This is a genomic window from Evansella halocellulosilytica (assembly GCF_002335745.1).
Classification (GTDB): domain Bacteria; phylum Bacillota; class Bacilli; order Bacillales; family Salisediminibacteriaceae; genus Bacillus_CA; species Bacillus_CA halocellulosilytica.
In genome coordinates, this window is the sequence record NZ_NIST01000001.1 from 626954 (window position 1) to 649143 (window position 22190).

At 41.9% G+C, this 22190-nt stretch carries 16 protein-coding genes, 3 rRNA genes and 1 other RNA gene; all 20 read left to right on the plus strand.

Going from position 1 to position 22190, the window contains the following annotated elements; genetic code table 11:
* Nucleotides 1–83: 83 nt before the first annotated feature.
* The 20 genes from CD001_RS02800 to rrf all read left to right on the plus strand — a co-directional run bounded on the left by CD001_RS02800 (nucleotide 84) and on the right by rrf (nucleotide 22128).
* Complete coding sequence (locus tag CD001_RS02800; protein ID WP_096186108.1) at nucleotides 84–1913, plus strand: ABC transporter substrate-binding protein; 1830 nt, start codon at nucleotides 84–86, stop codon at nucleotides 1911–1913.
* A gap of 84 nt (nucleotides 1914–1997) precedes the next feature.
* Nucleotides 1998–2963, plus strand: a complete 966-nt coding sequence (locus CD001_RS02805; protein WP_096186109.1) for an ABC transporter permease — start codon at nucleotides 1998–2000, stop codon at nucleotides 2961–2963.
* A gap of 11 nt (nucleotides 2964–2974) precedes the next feature.
* On the plus strand, nucleotides 2975–3886 hold the full coding sequence (gene opp4C, locus CD001_RS02810) for an oligopeptide ABC transporter permease (RefSeq protein WP_096186110.1): 912 nt from the start codon (nucleotides 2975–2977) through the stop codon (nucleotides 3884–3886).
* A gap of 612 nt (nucleotides 3887–4498) precedes the next feature.
* Nucleotides 4499–5512 carry an ABC transporter ATP-binding protein gene (locus CD001_RS02815; RefSeq protein ID WP_096186111.1) on the plus strand — a complete coding sequence of 338 codons (1014 nt, stop codon included), beginning with the start codon at nucleotides 4499–4501 and terminating at the stop codon, nucleotides 5510–5512.
* On the plus strand, nucleotides 5509–6495 hold the full coding sequence (locus tag CD001_RS02820; protein ID WP_096186112.1) for an ABC transporter ATP-binding protein: 987 nt from the start codon (nucleotides 5509–5511) through the stop codon (nucleotides 6493–6495). Before CD001_RS02815 ends, CD001_RS02820 begins: the two co-directional genes overlap by 4 nt.
* A gap of 42 nt (nucleotides 6496–6537) precedes the next feature.
* Nucleotides 6538–8310 (plus strand): oligopeptide ABC transporter substrate-binding protein, encoded by a 1773-nt coding sequence (gene opp4A, locus CD001_RS02825; RefSeq protein ID WP_096186113.1) that lies wholly within the window; start codon nucleotides 6538–6540, stop codon nucleotides 8308–8310.
* A gap of 62 nt (nucleotides 8311–8372) precedes the next feature.
* The gene (opp4B, locus tag CD001_RS02830; protein WP_096186114.1) at nucleotides 8373–9338 is read left to right on the plus strand and encodes an oligopeptide ABC transporter permease; all 966 of its coding nucleotides are present in this window, start codon (nucleotides 8373–8375) and stop codon (nucleotides 9336–9338) included.
* A gap of 10 nt (nucleotides 9339–9348) precedes the next feature.
* Nucleotides 9349–10251: an oligopeptide ABC transporter permease gene (opp4C, locus tag CD001_RS02835; RefSeq protein ID WP_096186115.1), complete on the plus strand. Its 903-nt coding sequence runs from the start codon at nucleotides 9349–9351 to the stop codon at nucleotides 10249–10251.
* A gap of 197 nt (nucleotides 10252–10448) precedes the next feature.
* Nucleotides 10449–10826, plus strand: a complete 378-nt coding sequence (locus CD001_RS02840; protein ID WP_096186116.1) for a hypothetical protein — start codon at nucleotides 10449–10451, stop codon at nucleotides 10824–10826.
* Between the two features lie 211 nt (nucleotides 10827–11037).
* The gene (tadA, locus tag CD001_RS02845) at nucleotides 11038–11514 is read left to right on the plus strand and encodes a tRNA adenosine(34) deaminase TadA (protein WP_096186117.1); all 477 of its coding nucleotides are present in this window, start codon (nucleotides 11038–11040) and stop codon (nucleotides 11512–11514) included.
* Between the two features lie 23 nt (nucleotides 11515–11537).
* Entirely contained in the window at nucleotides 11538–11714 is a 177-nt protein-coding gene (locus CD001_RS02850; protein WP_096186118.1) for a YycC family protein, read from the plus strand.
* Between the two features lie 284 nt (nucleotides 11715–11998).
* An RNA gene (gene ffs, locus CD001_RS02855) (signal recognition particle sRNA large type) lies at nucleotides 11999–12264 on the plus strand.
* A 483-nt stretch (nucleotides 12265–12747) separates the two neighbouring features.
* Nucleotides 12748–14457 carry a DNA polymerase III subunit gamma/tau gene (gene dnaX / locus CD001_RS02860; protein ID WP_096186119.1) on the plus strand — a complete coding sequence of 570 codons (1710 nt, stop codon included), beginning with the start codon at nucleotides 12748–12750 and terminating at the stop codon, nucleotides 14455–14457.
* 201 nt (nucleotides 14458–14658) lie between these two features.
* Nucleotides 14659–14970, plus strand: coding sequence for a YbaB/EbfC family nucleoid-associated protein (locus CD001_RS02865; protein ID WP_096186120.1), 312 nt, complete (start codon nucleotides 14659–14661; stop codon nucleotides 14968–14970).
* Between the two features lie 234 nt (nucleotides 14971–15204).
* A complete protein-coding gene (recR, locus tag CD001_RS02870) occupies nucleotides 15205–15801 on the plus strand; it encodes a recombination mediator RecR (RefSeq protein ID WP_096186121.1) in 597 nt (198 codons plus the stop codon).
* Nucleotides 15802–15811: 10 nt separating this feature from the next.
* Complete coding sequence (locus tag CD001_RS02875; protein ID WP_096186122.1) at nucleotides 15812–16027, plus strand: YaaL family protein; 216 nt, start codon at nucleotides 15812–15814, stop codon at nucleotides 16025–16027.
* A gap of 156 nt (nucleotides 16028–16183) precedes the next feature.
* Entirely contained in the window at nucleotides 16184–16450 is a 267-nt protein-coding gene (locus CD001_RS02880) for a pro-sigmaK processing inhibitor BofA family protein (RefSeq protein ID WP_096186123.1), read from the plus strand.
* 401 nt (nucleotides 16451–16851) lie between these two features.
* Nucleotides 16852–18406, plus strand: a 16S ribosomal RNA gene (locus CD001_RS02885).
* A gap of 539 nt (nucleotides 18407–18945) precedes the next feature.
* Nucleotides 18946–21881, plus strand: a 23S ribosomal RNA gene (locus CD001_RS02890).
* Nucleotides 21882–22011: 130 nt separating this feature from the next.
* Nucleotides 22012–22128: ribosomal RNA gene (rrf, locus tag CD001_RS02895) — 5S ribosomal RNA — on the plus strand.
* Together the 16S, 23S and 5S rRNA genes form the textbook arrangement of a ribosomal RNA operon.
* Nucleotides 22129–22190 lie beyond the last annotated feature (62 nt).

Below are 22190 nucleotides of genomic sequence, written 5' to 3' on the forward strand. Positions count from 1 at the left end.
GAGGGGGCAGGAGAGGAAATGAGATGCATTTTTTTCTAACCTATTTTTAGAATCTTTAAAAAATTAAGGGGGTTTATGTATTCATGAAGCTTAGTAAATTTTGGCTTATGCTCGTATTAGCTTTATCTCTTGCACTTGTATTAGCAGCTTGTGGTGGCGACGATGAAGAGGTAGATGGTACTGAGGATGATGATGTTACGGATGAGACAGAAGATGATGATGATGGAGAAGACGGTGATGAAGAAGATGCAACTGATGAAGCTGCAGCTGGAGAACCACAGGCGGGTGGAACGATAACTGCAGGTATGTATTCCGCTCCTGGTCACCAATTTAACTACATTTTTTATTCTGATGCATATGAAGCAAACATTTTGAGCTTCACACATGAAGCTTTAGTTACGTTAAATGAAGACCTAGAGTATATTCCTAGATTAGCTTATGATTGGGAATTAAATGAAGATCAGACAACGATTACGTATTACTTAGAGGAAGATGTAAAGTGGCACGACGGTGAAGACTTCACAGCAGAAGATGTGTACTTCACGTATGCTTCAATAGCCGATCCTGATTATGTATCAGCTGGTGGGGTTCGAACTGATTATGTTCGATTCCTAGAAGGATATGAAGAGTATAATAATGGTGAAACAGATGAGTTTGCAGGTGTTGAAGTAATCGATGATCATACAGTTGCTTTCCACTTTGCTGAGCCAAACGTTACACCTGAATTCCGTACGAGTTTTCCGATCATCCCTGCACACGTATTTGAAGGTGTTAGTGTAGCTGACATGGTCGACCACTCTGCTTCACGTAATGCTGGTGAAGTGATTGGTACTGGACCATTCCAATTAACAGATATGGTTGAAGGAGAGCAGTATGTATTAACTGCATATGAAGATTACTGGCAAGGTACTCCACACTTAGACGGCATTACTTGGAGAGTAATTGAACAATCGATTATGCCTGGTATGTTAGAAAATGGAGAGCTTGATATGGTTGCAGAACCGAATGGGGTTCCAGCAGCAGACTTTGATCGTGTAGATGCGCTAGATAATGTAAATACATTCTTGACACAAGATTTTGGATACCAATATTTAGGGTTAAAGCATCACCACCGTACAGCAGATGATGTTGAAAATGGAGTCATTGACCCAGACAACTGGGTAGAAAATGAGAAGCTTTCAGACGTTCGTGTCCGTCAAGCGATTATGTACGCTCTTGATCGCCAAGCGATGGTAGACGGATTAATGAATGGTTTAGGGTCTGTCTTACATGCTCCATTCCCAGAAGCATCATGGGCATATGACGAAAGTGCCTTCACGATTTATGAGCAAGATGTAGATCGAGCAAATGAATTACTAGATGAAGCCGGCTATGAAGATGTAACCGGTGACGGTTTCCGTGAAGATCCAGATGGCAATGAATATGTATTAAATCTAGACTATCCAACTGGTAATGAAGTTCGTGAGCGTACAGCACCAATTATTGCAGCTGAATTAGAAGCAGTTGGAATTAAAGTAGATGTACGTAATCCACGTGAAGCAGCAACACACTTTGATATTGTTGAAGAAGATAATACGGATTGGGATCTTTACTTAGCTGGTTGGAGTTTAGCAACTGGTGATCCGGACCCAGCAGGTATTTGGAAAACTGATAATGCATACAACTACCTCCGTTGGAACGATGAGCGAAGCGATGAATTAATCGAACAAGCAGTTACAGCACCAGAAGCATTTGATTTAGATTACCGTGCTGAAGTTTATAATGAGTGGACGGCACATGTATCTGAGCAAGTACCTATGGTGTTCTTATATTCTTCAGATAACATCTATGCATATAACGCTGCATTACAAGGTGTTTACGAAAGACCAACTGGTATTTACTACAACCCACACGAATGGTGGTTAGAGCAATAAACTTATAATTGTCTTGTTAAGGGGAAAACGGTGCACGACCCCTGGTCGTGCACTTGTTTTTTATCCTTGTAGGAGGAATGCTGAATGCATAAATATATTATCCGGCGAACACTACAATTCATTCCGATGATGTTCTTAATTACAGTCGTTGTTTTTGGACTAGCTAAAGCCGCACCAGGTGATGTGCTATCTGGCGAAAGACTCGATCCAAATGTACCGGCTGAAGTATATGAAGAGCGCCGTGAAGCGCTAGGATTGAATGACCCGATACATATTCAGTATTGGAATTGGTTGTCTAGTGTTGCTACAGGAGATATGGGAACGTCAATGCAGTATCCTGGACGCCCTGTTCTTGATTTAATAAATGCAAGAATTATGAACACAGTGTATTTATCACTGTTTGCTCTTGCTGTCACATTAGCAGTAGCAATACCGATTGGGATTTATTCAGCTCAGCGAAAATATTCATTATTCGATTATGGAGCTACGACCTTTGCCTTTTTAGGTCTGGCAACACCCAACTTTTTTGCAGGGTTGCTGGCTATATATGTATTTGCCTTTACTTTAGGTTGGTTTCCCTCACAAGGATCCGTTTCTGCTGCAGGTTTAACCGGAATAGAACTCTTTTTAAGCAAGTTAAGACACCTCGTGTTGCCTGGTTTTACTTTGGGGTTAGCCAGTACTGCAGCATACATGAGATATATGCGAACTGAGATGTTAGAAGTTAAAGGTAGTGACTTTATAAGAACTGCTAAAGCAAAAGGTTTGACGAATAATTCGGTTTTATATAAACACACTTTAAGAAATGCACTTATTCCAATTATTACTCTATTAGGGTTAGAATTTGGAACACTATTAAGTGGAGCGGTTATTACTGAGCAAGTTTTCAACTACCCAGGAATCGGCCAATTATTTATTACGGCTATTACAAACAGGGATTATCCAGTCATAATGGCAATTAACTTAATATTAGCGACATCGATATTAGTAGGAAATCTGTTAGCTGATATATTCTATGCCATAGTAGATCCGAGAATACGTTACGATTGAGGTGAAAACTGATGGAAACTCAAGTACAACAAAATATGCCTCCATCGCCTGGGAAAGTTGATAAAGGAGCTCCTAAAAGTTTAAGTCCTTTCCAATTAGCGATGCGACGTTTTCTGAAAAATAAATTGGCTATAGCTGGAATATTTATTCTTGCATTCTTCGTTTTAGTAGCCGTTTTTGCAGATGTCATTGCAACGCATGATCCAGTTCAATATGACATGTACAATATTGAAGCGAAAGCTTCATCGGAAAACTGGCTAGGTACTGACAGTTCAGGAAGAGATAACTTTTCAAGACTAGTATATGGATCAAGAATTTCATTAACAATTGGATTCTTCGCCATGTTGTTTACATTGGCAATAGGGATAACACTAGGTTCACTATCTGGTTACTATGGCGGGAAAATTGATAGCATCATAATGAGAGCAACTGATTTAATGTTAATTCTACCATTCTTGCTACTCGTATTAACGGTTATAGCAATACTAGAAAATATTAATATTACGATATTTATTTCCGTTATTGCTTTAACGTCGTGGCCAACATTAACGAGGCTCATTCGAGGTACATTCTTATCGTTAAGAGAAAAAGAATATATTTTAGGAGCACGTTCAATAGGGGCATCAGATTTTAGAATTATATTTAAACACTTTTTACCAAATGCTGTCGGACCGATCATCGTTAACGCGACATTAATGATGGCGACGATGATCATTATCGAATCAGCATTAAGCTTTATAGGGTTCGGAATTCCTCAGCCAACACCAACTTGGGGGAATATGATTACCGAAGCGAACAATCTTAGGATGCTGCAAGATAACTGGGAAGCGTGGCTGCCACCCGGTTTGGCAATTTTATTAACCGTACTAGCGATAAACTTTATCGGTGATGGATTAAGAGATGCATTTGATACAAAAGGTTAGGAAGAGAGTAACCACTCTCTTCCTTTTTTTGCATAATTCGACATATTTTCACATCAAATAGATTATAGTAGGAAATTTTTATTCTACCTATTTACTATATAATTGTGAAAAAAATTGAAAAAAACAATGCATATTTTATTTTTTCATTGTATAATGTTTCGTGACATCTATCTAAATAGTTTAATTCATTTAAGTTTTCTAACTTCTAAAGAAAGTCTGTTTTTAATGACAAGAATTCGACAAAGGAAGGGGATGTGAAACGCTTAAATTAAAAAGTTTTAAAATTATGACTTTTTACCCAGAAGATTTTTTGTATGATTTATAAGATTGTTTTTCTCTATATTAATATATCAATATTTGGGAAGTGAAAATAATTTATATCTAGTATTTCAATATAAAGTTGTAATAGTTTGTAATATTTGGGTGTCAGAAAATTGCAAGATTTACTTTACAACTAGTTATCAGACAATTAAAATAATTATAAAACTGTAACAAGATTGTTAGGAAATTGAAAATGAAATTAAACATTGACTTGTTTTAAATACTATAATAATATTTTTAATACCGTTATTTTTTATTATTTTCAGAAAATATTGAAGGGTTTGGTATCCTATGAGCAATCAAGAAACGCTTTTAGAGATAAAGGGTTTGCATACTGGATTTGATATTGACGGACAAACGTACCATGCAGTAAAAGATGTTTCTTTTGACGTTAAGCCTAAAGAAGTCGTATGTGTTGTCGGTGAATCTGGATGCGGGAAAAGTGTCATGTCTCTATCAATTATGAATTTATTGCCAAAGCATAACGGCAAAATTGATAAGGGGCAAATTTTATTCCAAGGCAAAGATATTGCTCCTTTATCTGAAAAAGAAATGAATCGTATTCGTGGAAAAGATATAAGTATGATCTTTCAAGAGCCAATGACTGCACTAAACCCAGTTTTAACCATTGGTTTTCAAATGGATGAAGTTTTAGTTAATCATACAAATACCTCTAGTGAAGAAATACGAAAAAAGAGTATTTCTTTATTACAGCAAGTTGGGATTTCGCGGGCAGAGCAAATTGTTCATGAATACCCACACCAGCTATCTGGTGGAATGCGCCAACGAGTCATGATCGCAATGGCCATTGCTTGTCAGCCTAAATTACTAATTGCAGATGAACCTACGACTGCATTGGATGTAACGGTTCAAGCTCAAATTCTTGAGTTGATTAAAAATATACAAGATGAAGTTGGTATGGCTGTCATGCTTATTACCCATGACCTAGGTGTTGTAGCTGAAATGGCTGACCGAGTAGTTGTGATGTATGCTGGGCAAGTTGTAGAACAGTCTGATGTTGACCGAGTGTTTTACAATCCGAAACATCCATATACAAAATCTCTATTAAGCTCGATTCCACGAATGGATGAAGAACAAGAACAGCTGAACACCATTAAAGGAATTGTTCCTTCATTAAAAAATATGCCGCAAGTTGGATGCCGTTTTGTCGATCGTTGTCCTGAAGCGATGCCGGAGTGCCGAAATATGACTCCACAATTAGGTGAAACGGAAAAGGACCATTCCGTTCGTTGCATTCTTTATGATGCAAGCCATCCGGATAAGGAAACGGAGGTACGATCATGAGTCAACAGACACAAAAGTCAGAGCACTTGTTGGAAGTGAAAGAATTAAGGAAGTACTATCCTGTACGCGGAGGTTTTTTCCGTAAAAAAATCGGTGATGTAAAAGCAGTTGATAACATATCGTTAGAACTAAAGCGTGGAGAAACGTTTGGATTAGTTGGAGAGTCCGGGTGTGGAAAATCTACTGCTGGCCGAACGATCACTCGTTTGTTTAAACCAACTGAAGGCAAGATCTTCTTTGAAGGGAAAGATATTACGAGGTATCGAGGGCCACGATTAAGAAATATCCGAAAAGATATTCAAATGGTCTTCCAAGATCCTTATGCTTCTTTAAATCCAAAAATGATGGTTGGCAGCATCGTGACAGAGCCATTAATTAATTATCATGGAGGATCAGAAAGAAAGTATAAAGATGAAGTAATGGAACTCCTTACGAAAGTAGGACTTCCAGAGGATGCTTATTATAAATATCCGCATGAATTCTCAGGTGGCCAACGTCAAAGGATCGGGATCGCAAGAGCATTAGCGTTAAAACCGAAATTGATCGTTGCAGATGAACCTGTTTCAGCATTAGACGTTTCCGTGCAATCACAAGTATTAAACTTGTTAAAAGAATTACAGAAAGAGTTTAATTTAACTTTGCTTTTTATCGCTCACGACTTAAGTGTCGTTAAACATATGAGTGATCGAATCGGTGTCATGTATTTAGGAAATCTTGTAGAAGTAGCTGATGCAGATGAACTATATAAAGATCCAAAACATCCATACACAAGAGCATTAATTTCTGCAATTCCACAACCAGATCCGCGAAACAAAAGTGAGCGAATTATTTTGAAGGGCGATGTACCAAGTCCTCAAAATCCACCTGTGGGATGTCCGTTCCACCCTCGCTGTCCGGAAGCGATGCCGGAATGCAGTGAGAAAAAACCTCAATTAAAGGGGGTGACCGAGGAACACAGAGTTTCATGCTTGCTATATGAATAACCGATTTTGGTGTTACTTAAACATTAAGGGGGATTTACAAGGATGAAGAAATCACTATTATTGCTACTAGCAATGCTACTAGCTGTTTCTTTACTAGTCGTAGCTTGTGGTGGCGGAGACGATGAAGAGACGGATACAGATCCGGCAGATGAAACAGATGATGTTGATGATGAAACAGAAGGTGACGATGAAGGAGAAGACGATGTTGCTGAAGGCGACATTCCGCAAGGCGGAACCGTCACTTACGGCTTTACACAGCCTTTCGCAGGTGTACTTGACTGGGCTCACTATGACGGTCAAGATGACAGCTTAGCGTTAAAAATCTTTAACGGAGATGCATTAGTTGCAACAGGCGATGACCTTCGCCCTGTTCCACACTTAGCTCATGACTGGGAATGGTCTGAAGATAACTTAACGGTGACTTTTCACTTAGAAGAAGGAGTTATGTGGCATAATGGTGAGGAACTAACTGCAGAAGATTTTGAATTTGCATGGGAAATCATTGCACACCCTGATTATGATGGACCACGTGTATCGAATGTCAATATTATTGAAGGTTTCGATGAGTACAATGAAGGAGATGCTGATTCTCTTTCAGGTGTAGAAGTTGTAGATGACTATACTATAAGTGTTACATTTAAACAAGCTGCGCCGAATAATATAGATGCTTTATGGACGTACCCTGCACCGAAAGCACATTATGAAGGTATTGAAATTGCAGATTTACCAGAATCTGACGAAATTCGTCGTAATCCTGTCGGATTAGGTGCGTATCAAGTAACGAACGTTGTTCCTGGTGAACAAGTAGAATTTGAAGCGTTTGAAGATTACTGGAGAGGTGCACCAAACCTTGACGGCGTCGTTTATAAAATTATTGATGGAACGATGGCTGCAGAGCTGTTAGCTCAAGGAGAGGTTGACATTGTAGAACTACCTCCAGGTCAAGCAGTAACGCTTGAAGGAGACGACAGGGTTTATTTAGAAGACATTGAAGGATTATCTTACAGTTATATTGGCTTTAAATTAGGGCATTGGGATGGCGACGAAAACGTCATGGACAACCCGAAATTTGAAGATAAACTAGTACGTCATGCATTTGCTCATGCAATTGATCGTCAAGGCATTATCGACTCATTTAGTGAAGGTTACGGAACCGTTATTAATGCTCCAGAATCTGTCATTAGCTGGGCATACCCTGACGAGTCTACATTAAATCAATACGAGTATGATCCAGATCGTGCAATGGAACTATTAGACGAAGCTGGCTTTGAAGATGTCACAGGTGACGGCTGGCGTGAAAATGCTGACGGAGAGGAATTCACAGTAAACTTCATGTCAATGAGCGGATCAGATATTTCTGAGCCACGTGCACAGTATATCGTTCAAAATTTACAAGATGTAGGCATTAATGCTCGTCTACAAGATGGTCAACTTTTCGAGTTTAACCTTTTCTATGATTTAGTAGAAGAAGACGATCCAGACATTGACCTATTTATGGGTGCTTGGGGATTATCTGCAGACCCAGATCCAACAGGTCTATGGGCATCTGATGATTTCTGGAACTTCCCTCGTTGGGTAAATGAACAGTCTGATGAATTAATTGCAGAAGGTCTTAGTGAAGAAGCATTTGATGATGATTACAGAAGATCTGTTTATCAAGAATGGCATCAGCTTGTAAATGAAGAGTTACCACTCATTCCATTAAACTCACCACTAGATGTTTATGGTATTTCTGCTGATGTTCAAGGGGTAACGGTTGATATTCGTGATGCGATCACAGATCCTCATTTATGGTACAGAACTGACGCTGAATAATTATCAAGCTTTATGGTTTTCATAAAACCGGAAAGAATTAAAAGAGCAAGGAGTAATGATCAATGTTACTTTATACGTTACGTCGAATACTCATCATGATTCCGATTTTGGTCATGATCTCCATTGTGGTATTTGCCCTGGCATTAGCGATGCCAGGGGATGCCCTTTCCGGGCAAATAGACCCTGCCAATTCAGATCCTGCATATATTGAAGAGCAAAGAGAGCGTCTCGGATTAAATGACCCAATTCATCAGCAATATTTAAGTTGGGCTGGGGGAATTTTACAATGGGATTTCGGTCGTTCGTTTAATTACAAAATGGATGTAACAGAACTGATCGGGCAAAGGTTGCCGAACACAATCCTGCTTTCGATAATGTCATTAATTATCACTTATATACTGGCGTTTTTTATGGGGAAATATGCTGGTCGGCATCCGTATTCAATTGGAGATTATGGTATTCAAGGGTTAAACTATTTAATGCTCGCAATTCCTAGCTTTGTTGCAGCAATCTTTGCGATATTCTTTTTCGCTTTTACATTAGGTTGGTTCCCTGCAACTGGTAGTATTGGCTCGGGTGTGACGCCTGGAACGATGGAATATTGGATTAGTAAAATACAGCATACGGCTTTACCAGCTTTAGTACTTGGAATGTTAACAACAGCTAGTTACACGCAATTTTTACGTAATGATATTATTGAAAGTTCGCAGAAGGATTATGTCCGAACTGCAAGGGCAAAAGGGACACCAGAAAACCGTATTTATAATAAGCACATTTTAAGAAATTCTGTCATCCCAATTATCACACTATTCGGATTCGATATTGCCAGCATTATTGGCGGATCGGTCATTATTGAAACAATTTTCACTTATCCTGGTATTGGAGAGTTATTAATTAGTTCAATCAACAATCGTGATTCGTCTGTCGTCATTGCGATTACGTTAATGCTCTCGATCGCTACGTTAGTAGGGAACTTAATTGCCGATCTTGTCTACGGTGTCGTTGATCCTAGGATAAGGGTAGAATAGGGGTGTATGTATGGCAGTATTAGATACTCAACGTGAAGCACAGTTAGAGAAAAAAGCGAAAAAGCAATCTCCGTGGGCAATTGCACGTAGAAAATTGTTTCGAAATAAATTGGCGATGATTAGTATTTTATTTTTAATTACGGTGACGATTTTGTCCTTTTTAGCACCGATGTTAGCTCCATTTGATCCAGCACGGGTTGACCCGACTAATCGACATGTTGCTCCTGGGGGAGACTTTCTTCTTGGAACAGATAGTTCCGGAAGAGATATTTATACACTATTGCTTTATGGTGGAAGAACATCATTAACAATTGGGTTTAGCTGTATGATTATTGTTGTCACTCTAGGGACAGTTATCGGATCGATTGCCGGTTATTACGGTGGTTGGGTTGATGCAGTATTAATGCGTTTTACAGACTTCGTCATGAATTTCCCGTTCCTCGTCTTTGTAATCGTATTAGCTTCTATTTTTAGAGAGGCTGGAATATGGGCTCTGATCGCAGTCATCAGCTTACTCGGTTGGACGGGAGCAGCCAGGGTTGTTCGAAGTAAAACAATGTCAGAAAAAGAAAACGAATACGTCATGGCAGCAATTTCGATAGGCGGTACTCCTTTTAAAGTCATTCGAAAGCACGTGTTACCGAATGTTATGACAACCATAATTGTACAAGCAACATTATTGTTGGCGGTCATGATTGTTGCTGAAACGTCGTTAAGTTTCTTAGGCTTCGGGGTCCCTTCAGGAACACCGAGCTGGGGGAATATGATGACTGAAGCGAGTCAGCCAAATGTGATTCGTAATATGTGGTGGATTTGGGTTCCGCCTTCATTAGCGATCGTCTTTACAATCCTCTCAATAAACTTTATTGGTGAAGGACTAAAAGATGCGTTTAACCCGAAATCTGCTAGATAATAAATAGAATGCTAGAGTGTATTTCCAAAAAACAATTTTGGAAATGCGCTCTTTTTATATGTAATCAATGTGGGGAGCGTTGGTCACCTTTATATCTTTATACTACATTTTTTAATAAAACAGGTTAGTCGATTTTCAAAGATGGTCATAATAGTAGAAAAAGAAAATGAATCTACTAGAAAAGGGAGAGATTAAAGGTGAATAAATGGCTTTCATTTATAGTCGGTATTTTGTTTGTTGATTTGCTATTTCATAGCGGCCATGCCTATGCAATTGGTTTGAAAGCGACAACCTTATTCGAAAGATTAAGTGCCCTACTATTCACATTGATTCTTACAATACTCTTTTACTATTTGTGCAGAAAGTTTTTTTCGAATTCGTTTTTTCATGGTGTCCTATTCTCATCAGGTTTTTTTGCTAGTTTTGATATTATTGTTGTACATTGGATCTTCCAATTACATCGTCTAACACACGGACCAGAAGCAAATATTCTTGAGCCTTTTTTAGTTGTCGTTGGAATTACAATGATGATATATGCGATAACTAGAGAGAGAAATGAGGAGATAATCGTTTAAAAGTTTAGTAAAGACAATACCTTCAATTGCCTTTTCGTAAGAAACAACGTACACTCGTACTATAAAACGATAAAATTATAAGTGGTGTTCGTTATTTGCGTTATCTACTTAATAACGGAGTCTAGTAATAAAAAAAACGAATACGTTCATGATAATCAACGGTGAAAACTTGGCTCTCCTTTTGAGGTCAATGAAAATATAGGAGTTCATGATGAAGACAAACGTTCAATTAGCAGATGAAATGTTTATGGAAGAAGCGATTGCTGAGGCTGAAAAAGCAGCCAATAAGGGCGAAGTCCCAATAGGAGCTGTCATTGTAAGAGAGGGAAAAGTGATTGCTCGTGGCCATAATATGCGTGAACAAATTCAACAAACGACTGCTCATGCAGAAATGATTGCTATAAAAGAAGCGTGCGAATTAGTGAATAGTTGGCGATTAGAGGAATGCACATTATATGTAACGCTTGAGCCATGTCCTATGTGTGCAGGTGCAATTGTTCAGTCACGAATGAAACGAGTCGTTTATGGTGCAGCGGATTTAAAAGCGGGGTGCTGTGGTACATTAATGAATTTGTTGGATGAACCGAGGTTTAACCACCAAGTTCCGTTTACAAGTGGGGTTTTAGGTGATCGATCATCTCTCATGCTAAAAACCTTTTTTAAAGAGCTTCGGAAGAAAAACAAATAACGAAATTTAATGGAGGAATGAATATGAGACCAAACCAAATTTCATTAGAAACGGCTAAAATGATATCGGAAAAATTAAAAATGCCACTAGAACATGTGATGCACACACCACCACATATTTTAATGGAAAAATTAAAACAAGTGGAAGAGCAAGGATCTGATAAAGATGAAGCTGACAAGAATGATAAATCTGATGATTAGTTTTATGTGAGGCTACTCAACGAAAAGCGTCCGGCGATAGCGATTTCGAATTCAAATACAAGAAAAGACTTTAGGGATAACTCAATTAAAAAAGCCCTTAGTTGGTTAAAGCCCTTATAGAGCGAAATTAAAACGGCCTGTTTTACGGATAGGATGTTTATTCGGAAAAGGTATCCAATGTTACCATTAATCACTTTCACTCATCTATTGCAATTATCGATAAAAAAGTCTATACTATTATTTGCGTCGCATTCATAGACGCACTAAACATGTTAATCAATTTGCCGTGCTAAGCGGGGAGGTAGCGGTGCCCTGTACTCGCAATCCGCTATAGCGAGGCCGAATCCCTTTCCGAGGTTTTAGCATCGTAGGGTCTGACCTAAGTAAGTGGTGTTGACATTTGGGTTCCACGCAACGGGAATCCGTGAACCCTGTCAGGTCCGGAAGGAAGCAGCAGTAAGCGGTACCTTCCGTGTGCCGTGGAGTTGCCTGAATCGAGCTAACTGCTTAGGTAACGCCTGGGGTGCTATTACCGAAGAAAGGTGCACGGCTTTAATTTTACATAGAAAGGCTGTCTGTATGAGCAGGCAGCCTTTTCTCAATAGGTAAAAAGTATAACATTCTAGCTTTCGATAGATGTCTAGCCCCAAAGAGCATTTACATCACGAGCTTCCACACGGATGTGGTGACTTCCGCGTTCCCGCAGGACGCGGGGGTTTTAGTCGAAGGTCTGATCTAGCGATTTACCTCGACGGACAGGACGTCCTAATGCCGGGCATGCCACAGGACGTGGCGTATTGCCCGGTTGACGGATAAAACCACAGAGCGATGCTAGAAGAGGAAGAGGCAGCGCTTTTCGCCGATAGGCGGGCGCCTTGCGCTTTTCTTATGCGTTCTGTACTAGAGAAGTTCATTATACTTTTGAAAAAAGTTTTTCTAATCGGTATAATAAAGAGGGTTAAGGTTTGATGTTGAAGTCGATGAAATGATATACATAATGACTATAAGGACCACGAAAGAAAGGGTGCGCTACATGAGCTATCAAGCGCTTTATCGGGTATGGAGACCTGCAACGTTAAAAGACGTTGTCGGTCAGGAACACATCACGAAGACGCTAAAAAATGCATTAATACAAGAAAAGCTCTCTCATGCCTATTTATTTACGGGTCCGAGAGGTACAGGAAAAACAAGTGCGGCAAAAATTGTTGCGAAAGCGATTAATTGTGAAAAAGCACCTGTCGAAGAACCTTGTAATGAATGTACTGCATGTAAAGGAATTCAAGACGGTTCTATCGTAGATGTCATGGAAATTGACGCTGCAAGTAATAATGGCGTCGATGAGATTCGAGACATTCGAGATAAAGTAAAATTTGCACCAAGTGCAGTTCGATATAAAGTTTATATTATTGATGAAGTCCATATGTTGTCTACTGGGGCGTTCAACGCTTTGTTAAAAACATTAGAAGAGCCGCCAAAGCACGTCATTTTTATATTAGCGACGACGGAACCGCATAAAATTCCATTAACGATCATCTCACGTTGCCAACGTTTTGATTTTAAACGAATTACAGCACAATCAATGATCGGAAGAATGAATGAAATTATTGAAGCATCTGATATTTCTGTTGAGGAAGAGGCACTTTCGATGATCGCAAGAGCTTCTGAAGGCGGTATGCGAGATGCTCTCAGTATACTTGACCAAGCTATTTCTTATGCAGATGATGCTGTCACCCTTCATGATGTTTTATCTATTACAGGTGCTGTATCTCATCAATTGTTGTATGATGTTGCACATGCATTAAAAGATGGTGATGTAGCAGAAGGTTTAAACGCGGTTGATTCAATTGTTCGTGATGGAAAAGACCCAAGCCGATTTATCGAAGATTTAATCTTTTTATATCGAGACATTTTAATGTATAAAGCTGCGCCGCAGTTAGAAGAGTCTCTTCAGCGAGCAGCTACAGATGAGAAGTTTAAAGAACTAGCCGACAATCTTGAAAACAGCTGGATTTATGATGTTATGGAGAAACTTAATAAATCACAACAAGAAATGAAGTGGACGAACCACCCGAAAGTTTTCCTTGAGATGTTTATCGTTCAAGCTTGTCAACCACAAAGCAATATAATACAAAATTACTCTGGAATAGCGCAAAACGAAACGATCCAAGCTCTAGAAAATCGAATCAAGCAATTAGAAATGAAACTGCAAAATGCTGCTGCCATTTCAAGTCAAGGAAGTGACACACAGCATCAAGAACCTTCCAGACCGAAGCCGAGACCTGCCCAAGCTACTGGAAAAAGTCGTGCACAATTGGGACGAGTAAAAGAAATGTTAAAATCAGCATCAAAGCAGCATCTTCAAGCAGTGCACAGTCAGTGGGGGCAAGTGATGGAACAAGTAAAGCAAAAAAGTGTTCCAGCCTCAGCATGGCTTAATGATTGTAAACCTGTTGCATGTTCTGAAAATGTGTGTGTTCTTGCATTCAAAAATGAAATGCATCGGGATATGATTGATAATAAATTTAGATCAGTCGTAGAAGAAGTCATGATGACGACATTCCAGAGGCAAATAACTTTGATCACGTTGCTTTCCGTCCATTGGGAGGAAACGAAGCAATCCTTTGTAAAGGAACAAAAGAGCAGCGATGAACATGATGGGGAAAGTGGTAATAGTAATGAAAACCCTGTTGTTGATGAAGCGGTGAAACTAGTCGGTGAAGATTTAGTGGAAATTAAAGATTAATCGAGTATGAAAAAAGAGTGGAATATCATTTTAATCATTCCCTTTATAAGAAGATTGATAAAGCGGGAAAAGGCAGCTATTTATTACTTAAAGATAAAAAGTCCATTGAATAATTTAATATTTATAAAAGAACTGTTAAACTTATGTTAATGACTAAAAACGCATAACATTGAATAAATAAGTAGAGAGGAAGATATTAATATGAAAAACATGGGTAATATGATGAAGCAAATGCAAAAAATGCAAAAAGAAATGGCGAAAGCTCAAGAGCAGTTAAAGGAAGAGACAGTTGAAGCAACTGCGGGCGGCGGCATGGTAAAAGTAGTAGCAAATGGAGAAAAGAAAATTTTAGATATAGAAATTAATGAAGAAGCAGTCGACCCGGATGATGTAGAAATGCTTCAAGACCTTGTCTTAGCTGCAACGAATGAAGCACTAACAAAGGTCGATGACTTAGTAAGTGAAAGAATGGGTAAATTTACAAAAGGCATGAATATTCCGGGAATGTTTTAATAATCATGAGAAATAGTTCTATAGAACAAAAAGACTTGGTTTAGATGCCAAGTCTTTTCTATGAATGGAAGGTTTGTATACTTCCTATATATCATTTAAAAAACCAGTCTTTTTATAATATGAAATTTGAATGATCACGATATAAAATTGTTTTATTTTCGATTAAACACTTTCGTTGTAAAATAGATAACACTGAAAACATTTTAATTCTTATCCATTGAAGGGGAAATGAATATGCAATACCCTCAACCGATTTCAAAGTTAATTGAAGGATTTATGCGCTTACCTGGTATTGGGCCAAAAACTGCTGCACGATTAGCATTTTATGTATTAGATATGAAGGAAGATGATGTGCTAGACTTTGCGAAGGCACTCGTGAATGCGAAAAGGCAATTAACTTATTGTTCGGTCTGTCATCATATAACCGATACAGATCCATGTCGTATCTGTGATGATAAGTCTCGCGACGGATCTGTTATTTGCGTCGTTCAAGATGCAAAAGACGTGATCGCTATGGAAAAAATGAAGGAATATACCGGACTCTATCATGTACTACACGGAGCTATCTCTCCAGTGGATGGAATTGGACCGGAAGACATTCACATCCCAGACCTGTTAAAGCGCCTGCAAGATGAAACAATAAAAGAAGTGATTGTAGCAACAAACCCTAATATAGAAGGGGAAGCGACTGCTATGTATATTTCAAGGCTTGTTAAACCGACTGGGATGAAGGTCACTCGGATTGCTCATGGGCTACCAGTAGGTGGTGATTTGGAATATGCCGATGAAGTAACGTTATCGAAAGCAATAGAAGGTCGGAGGGAACTATAGGAGGAGAAGAATGCTTTTTAGAAAAAAGGGGAAAATAAGATGCGCAGAGGATGACCAACTCCTCACATTATTAGATAAAATAAAGGAGAAATCTGATCAACAGCACACTCTTATTGATGAAAGTATAGCTTACCATGGAGAAGTCGTTTATTATGCAAAAATGGAAAAAGCAAAATATTTATTTCTATTAAAGGAAGCTAGATATCGTAAAGCACATCTAAAGTAATTGGAGCAATTCGGTCAAGCTTAATGCGTTGGATATTAATATTATATAGAAGAAAGTTGAAGTAATTTGTACTAAGTAACCTTCTGGACTCATACACTTCTATAGAGCTTGTCGTAGGACTAGCAATAGTACTTTACTTATAGGAGGTTAGTTAGTATGGAACCTGTACTTGTGATAACTTTATTAGGCTCTCTCATCTTTCTATTATTAATTTTAGGTGCACCAATGAAGCCTTTGCGTTGGATTGGACAAGGTGCAATCAAGTTGTTAATTGGAGCTCTATTATTGTTCTTTTTAAATGCATTCGGTACGTTGATTGGTTATAGTTTACCGATTAACATTTTTACAGCAACTGTGTCTGGTTTTTTAGGGGTTCCTGGGATTATTGCATTAATCTTTGCAGACATGCTTCTAATTCCATAACCCCTGAGAATTCTTTTAGTTTGATACACTCATTGACCGATGATGTCGACACCTTAAATAATTTAAAAAGGTTGTTGACTTTGTTTTTTGATGATGGTATATTATTATTTGTCGCCGAAAAAACGACGGCAGGTGAACAAAATTATTTTTTTAAAAAGTTGTTGACTGAATGTTGATTTGGTGATACGATAATTAAGTCGCCAAAAAACGGCGTCAACATAAAGTGACCTTTGAAAACTAAACAAAAAGCCAAGCGAAATGGGATATGAAAATATCCCGTCAATGAATTTTTTTAATGTAAGAGTTAAGGAACATCGGCTAATGACATCACATCCTGTGATAACACCGATGTTAGCGCATCCGTGCGCGTCAAACTCGTTAGATCTTTAACAGATCACACTTTATTGGAGAGTTTGATCCTGGCTCAGGACGAACGCTGGCGGCGTGCCTAATACATGCAAGTCGAGCGGACCAACTAAGAGCTTGCTCTTAAGAGGTCAGCGGCGGACGGGTGAGTAACACGTGGGCAACCTGCCTTGCAGACTGGGATAACTCCGGGAAACCGGGGCTAATACCGGATGATCAATGGAACTGCATAGTTCTATTGTAAAAGTGGGGATTTATCCTCACACTGCAAGATGGGCCCGCGGCGCATTAGCTAGTTGGTAAGGTAATGGCTTACCAAGGCGACGATGCGTAGCCGACCTGAGAGGGTGATCGGCCACACTGGAACTGAGACACGGTCCAGACTCCTACGGGAGGCAGCAGTAGGGAATCATCCGCAATGGGCGAAAGCCTGACGGTGCAACGCCGCGTGAGTGATGACGGTCTTCGGATTGTAAAGCTCTGTTGTTAGGGAAGAACAAGTGCTGTTCGAATAGGGCGGCACCTTGACGGTACCTAACCAGAAAGCCCCGGCTAACTACGTGCCAGCAGCCGCGGTAATACGTAGGGGGCAAGCGTTGTCCGGAATTATTGGGCGTAAAGCGCGCGCAGGCGGTCTCTTAAGTCTGATGTGAAAGCCCACGGCTCAACCGTGGAGGGTCATTGGAAACTGGGGGACTTGAGTGTAGGAGAGGAAAGTGGAATTCCACGTGTAGCGGTGAAATGCGTAGATATGTGGAGGAACACCAGTGGCGAAGGCGACTTTCTGGCCTATAACTGACGCTGAGGCGCGAAAGCGTGGGGAGCAAACAGGATTAGATACCCTGGTAGTCCACGCCGTAAACGTTGAGTGCTAGGTGTTAGGGGTTTCGATGCCCTTAGTGCCGAAGTTAACACATTAAGCACTCCGCCTGGGGAGTACGGCCGCAAGGCTGAAACTCAAAGGAATTGACGGGGGCCCGCACAAGCAGTGGAGCATGTGGTTTAATTCGAAGCAACGCGAAGAACCTTACCAGGTCTTGACATCCTCTGACCACCCTAGAGATAGGGCTTTCCCCTTCGGGGGACAGAGTGACAGGTGGTGCATGGTTGTCGTCAGCTCGTGTCGTGAGATGTTGGGTTAAGTCCCGCAACGAGCGCAACCCTTGATCTTAGTTGCCAGCATTTAGTTGGGCACTCTAAGGTGACTGCCGGTGACAAACCGGAGGAAGGTGGGGATGACGTCAAATCATCATGCCCCTTATGACCTGGGCTACACACGTGCTACAATGGATGGTACAAAGGGCAGCGAGACCGCGAGGTTGAGCGAATCCCATAAAGCCATTCTCAGTTCGGATTGCAGGCTGCAACTCGCCTGCATGAAGCCGGAATTGCTAGTAATCGCGGATCAGCATGCCGCGGTGAATACGTTCCCGGGCCTTGTACACACCGCCCGTCACACCACGAGAGCTTGTAACACCCGAAGTCGGTGCGGTAACCTTTTGGAGCCAGCCGCCGAAGGTGGGACAGGTGATTGGGGTGAAGTCGTAACAAGGTATCCCTACCGGAAGGTGGGGATGGATCACCTCCTTTCTAAGGAGCATATAGCTCATTACTTTATCGACGTTTGCGCTTTTTGTTTAGTTTTGAGAGGTTATTTTTTTATCTCTCCATTAAATGTTATTTGCAAAGAGGATTAAGCTATTCGATGAAGAGCGACGATCATCTGCCGTTTTGCAAAGAGGGTCAAGGAGTTCAAGGAAGCAATTGACGAGCCACTGGAGCGTACAACAGTACGTGAGGATGGTGAGGAATGAAGCTGACACAGAAATCTGCAGGCCATCTGCCGCAAAATTGTCCTTTGAAAACTAGATAACAGTAGAAAGACTGATTGATCTTCACCGGTTGTTTGAAGCGAATCCTAACGGATTCGAACGAGTACAACCGAGTGTCTTAGAAGGTTAAAAGACGCCATATGCAAAATTGCAAAACTCAAATTGAGTAGGTTTTGCAAGGAGGATCGAGTTGTTCAAGGAAGCAAGGAATTGAGCGACTGAGCGTATGAAATAGATACGTGACAGGAGCGAGAGACACAGCTGACACAGAAGAACGACGATCATCCGCCGCAAAATGGTTAAGTTATGAAGGGCGCACGGCGAATGCCTTGGCACTAGGAGCCGAAGAAGGACGGGACGAACACCGATATGCTTCGGGGAGCTGTAAGTAAGCTTTGATCCGAAGATTTCCGAATGGGGGAACCCACCACCTGTAATGAGGTGGTATCCATACCTGAATCCATAGGGTATGAGAAGGCAGACCTGGGGAACTGAAACATCTTAGTACCCAGAGGAAGAGAAAGAAACATCGATTTCCTGAGTAGCGGCGAGCGAAACGGAAAGAGCCCAAACCAAGAGGCTTGCCTCTTGGGGTTGTAGGACACTCCATACGGAGTTACAAAGAAACGGAGTAGATGAAGCGACCTGGAAAGGTCCGCGGGACAAGGTAAAAGCCCTGTAGTCGAAACTTCGTTTCCTCCGGAGTGGATCCTGAGTACGGCGGGACACGAGAAACCCCGTCGGAATCCGGGAGGACCATCTCCCAAGGCTAAATACTCCCTAGTGACCGATAGTGAACCAGTACCGTGAGGGAAAGGTGAAAAGCACCCCGGGAGGGGAGTGAAAGAGATCTTGAAACCGTGTGCCTACAAGTAGTCGGAGCCCGTTAATGGGTGACGGCGTGCCTTTTGTAGAATGAACCGGCGAGTTACGATTACGTGCAAGGTTAAGTTGAAAAGACGGAGCCGCAGCGAAAGCGAGTCTGAACAGGGCGAATGAGTACGTGGTTGTAGACCCGAAACCGTGTGATCTACCCATGTCCAGGGTGAAGTCCAGGTAACACTGGATGGAGGCCCGAACCCACGCACGTTGAAAAGTGCGGGGATGAGGTGTGGGTAGGGGTGAAATGCCAATCGAACTCGGAGATAGCTGGTTCTCCCCGAAATAGCTTTAGGGCTAGCCTCGAGGGAAGAGTATTGGAGGTAGAGCACTGATTGGACTAGGGGTCCCCACAGGATTACCGAATTCAGTCAAACTCCGAATGCCAAATACTTATCCTCGGGAGTCAGACTGCGAGTGCTAAGATCCGTAGTCAAGAGGGAAACAGCCCAGACCATCAGCTAAGGTCCCCAAGTATACGTTAAGTGGAAAAGGATGTGGAGTTGCTTAGACAACCAGGATGTTGGCTTAGAAGCAGCCATCATTGAAAGAGTGCGTAATAGCTCACTGGTCGAGTGACTCTGCGCCGAAAATGTACCGGGGCTAAACGTATCACCGAAGCTATGGATTGTCCTTACGGACAGTGGTAGGGGAGCGTTCCAAGGGCGTTGAAGCTCAACCGAGAGGATGGGTGGAGCGCTTGGAAGTGAGAATGCCGGTATGAGTAGCGAAAAGAGGGGTGAGAATCCCCTCCGTCGAAAGCCTAAGGTTTCCTGAGGAAGGCTCGTCCGCTCAGGGTTAGTCGGGACCTAAGCCGAGGCCGAAAGGCGTAGGCGATGGAAAACAGGTTGAAATTCCTGTACCACCACGTCACCGTTTGAACAACGGGGGGACGCAGGAAGGTAGGGTAAGCACGGCACTGGATGTCCGTGTCCAAGCAGTGAGGCTGGTAAGTAGGCAAATCCGCTTACCGTAAGGCTGAGCTGTGATGGCGAGCGAAATTTTAGTAGCGAAGTTCCTGATCCTACACTGCCTAGAAAAGCCTCTAGTGAGGTGACTGGTGCCCGTACCGCAAACCGACACAGGTAGGCGGGAAGAGAATTCTAAGACGCGCGGGAGAACTCTCGTTAAGGAACTCGGCAAAATGACCCCGTAACTTCGGGAGAAGGGGTGCTCTATTAGGGTGTATGCCCGAGAGAGCCGCAGTGAATAGGCCCAAACGACTGTTTATCAAAAACACAGGTCTCTGCCAAGCCGCAAGGCGACGTATAGGGGCTGACACCTGCCCGGTGCTGGAAGGTTAAGAGGAGGGGTTATCCCTTACGGGAGAAGCTCTGAATTGAAGCCCCAGTAAACGGCGGCCGTAACTATAACGGTCCTAAGGTAGCGAAATTCCTTGTCGGGTAAGTTCCGACCCGCACGAAAGGTGCAACGATTTGGGCACTGTCTCAACGAGAGACCCGGTGAAATTATATTACCTGTGAAGATGCAGGTTACCCGCGACAGGACGGAAAGACCCCATGGAGCTTTACTGTAGCTTGATATTGGATTTTGGTACAGCTTGTACAGGATAGGTAGGAGCCTTGGAAACCGGAGCGCCAGCTTCGGTGGAGGCATCGGTGGGATACTACCCTGGCTGTACTGGAATTCTAACCTCGAACCGTGATCCGGTTCAGGGACAGTGTCAGGTGGGCAGTTTGACTGGGGCGGTCGCCTCCTAAAGAGTAACGGAGGCGCCCAAAGGTTCCCTCAGAATGGTTGGAAATCATTCGCAGAGTGCAAAGGCATAAGGGAGCTTGACTGCGAGACATACAGGTCGAGCAGGGACGAAAGTCGGGCTTAGTGATCCGGCGGCACCGTATGGAAGGGCCGTCGCTCAACGGATAAAAGCTACCCTGGGGATAACAGGCTAATCTCCCCCAAGAGTCCACATCGACGGGGAGGTTTGGCACCTCGATGTCGGCTCATCGCATCCTGGGGCTGAAGTAGGTCCCAAGGGTTGGGCTGTTCGCCCATTAAAGCGGTACGCGAGCTGGGTTCAGAACGTCGTGAGACAGTTCGGTCCCTATCCGTCGCGGGCGTAGGAAATTTGAGAGGAGCTGTCCTTAGTACGAGAGGACCGGGATGGACACACCGCTGGTGTACCAGTTGTTCCGCCAGGAGCATCGCTGGGTAGCTACGTGTGGACGGGATAAGTGCTGAAAGCATCTAAGCATGAAGCCCCCCTCAAGATGAGATTTCCCATCACGTCAAGTGAGTAAGATCCCTCAGAGAAGATGAGGTTGATAGGTCTCATGTGGAAGCATGGCAACATGTGGAGCTGAGAGATACTAATCGATCGAGGGCTTAACCAATGTTTTATCAAACCTTCTAATACCGAAGGTCATCAGTCAAATGTTATCTAGTTTTGAGAGGATAAAGAAAAGTTGAATTGCCTTGTATGAGTAGGCAATGAAACAAGAGAACTTCTCAACATTTAAATAGTCCAGTGACGATAGCGGAGAGGTCACACCCGTTCCCATGCCGAACACGGAAGTTAAGCTCTCCAGCGCCGATGGTAGTTGGGGGCTCTCCCCCTGTGAGAGTAGGACGCTGCTGGGCTATCAAAGGCACCTTCAAAAGAAGGTGTCTTTTTTTATGAAATGAGATGTTATTGAGGGGAA

Coding starts and splice junctions, on each gene's coding strand:
- CD001_RS02800 (WP_096186108.1), top strand. CDS start 84: ATGAAGCTTAGTAAATTTTGGCTTATGCTCGTATTAGCTTTATCTCTT.
- CD001_RS02805 (WP_096186109.1), top strand. CDS start 1,998: ATGCATAAATATATTATCCGGCGAACACTACAATTCATTCCGATGATG.
- opp4C (WP_096186110.1), top strand. CDS start 2,975: ATGGAAACTCAAGTACAACAAAATATGCCTCCATCGCCTGGGAAAGTT.
- CD001_RS02815 (WP_096186111.1), top strand. CDS start 4,499: ATGAGCAATCAAGAAACGCTTTTAGAGATAAAGGGTTTGCATACTGGA.
- CD001_RS02820 (WP_096186112.1), top strand. CDS start 5,509: ATGAGTCAACAGACACAAAAGTCAGAGCACTTGTTGGAAGTGAAAGAA.
- opp4A (WP_096186113.1), top strand. CDS start 6,538: ATGAAGAAATCACTATTATTGCTACTAGCAATGCTACTAGCTGTTTCT.
- opp4B (WP_096186114.1), top strand. CDS start 8,373: ATGTTACTTTATACGTTACGTCGAATACTCATCATGATTCCGATTTTG.
- opp4C (WP_096186115.1), top strand. CDS start 9,349: ATGGCAGTATTAGATACTCAACGTGAAGCACAGTTAGAGAAAAAAGCG.
- tadA (WP_096186117.1), top strand. CDS start 11,038: ATGAAGACAAACGTTCAATTAGCAGATGAAATGTTTATGGAAGAAGCG.
- CD001_RS02850 (WP_096186118.1), top strand. CDS start 11,538: ATGAGACCAAACCAAATTTCATTAGAAACGGCTAAAATGATATCGGAA.
- dnaX (WP_096186119.1), top strand. CDS start 12,748: ATGAGCTATCAAGCGCTTTATCGGGTATGGAGACCTGCAACGTTAAAA.
- CD001_RS02865 (WP_096186120.1), top strand. CDS start 14,659: ATGAAAAACATGGGTAATATGATGAAGCAAATGCAAAAAATGCAAAAA.
- recR (WP_096186121.1), top strand. CDS start 15,205: ATGCAATACCCTCAACCGATTTCAAAGTTAATTGAAGGATTTATGCGC.
- CD001_RS02875 (WP_096186122.1), top strand. CDS start 15,812: ATGCTTTTTAGAAAAAAGGGGAAAATAAGATGCGCAGAGGATGACCAA.
- CD001_RS02880 (WP_096186123.1), top strand. CDS start 16,184: ATGGAACCTGTACTTGTGATAACTTTATTAGGCTCTCTCATCTTTCTA.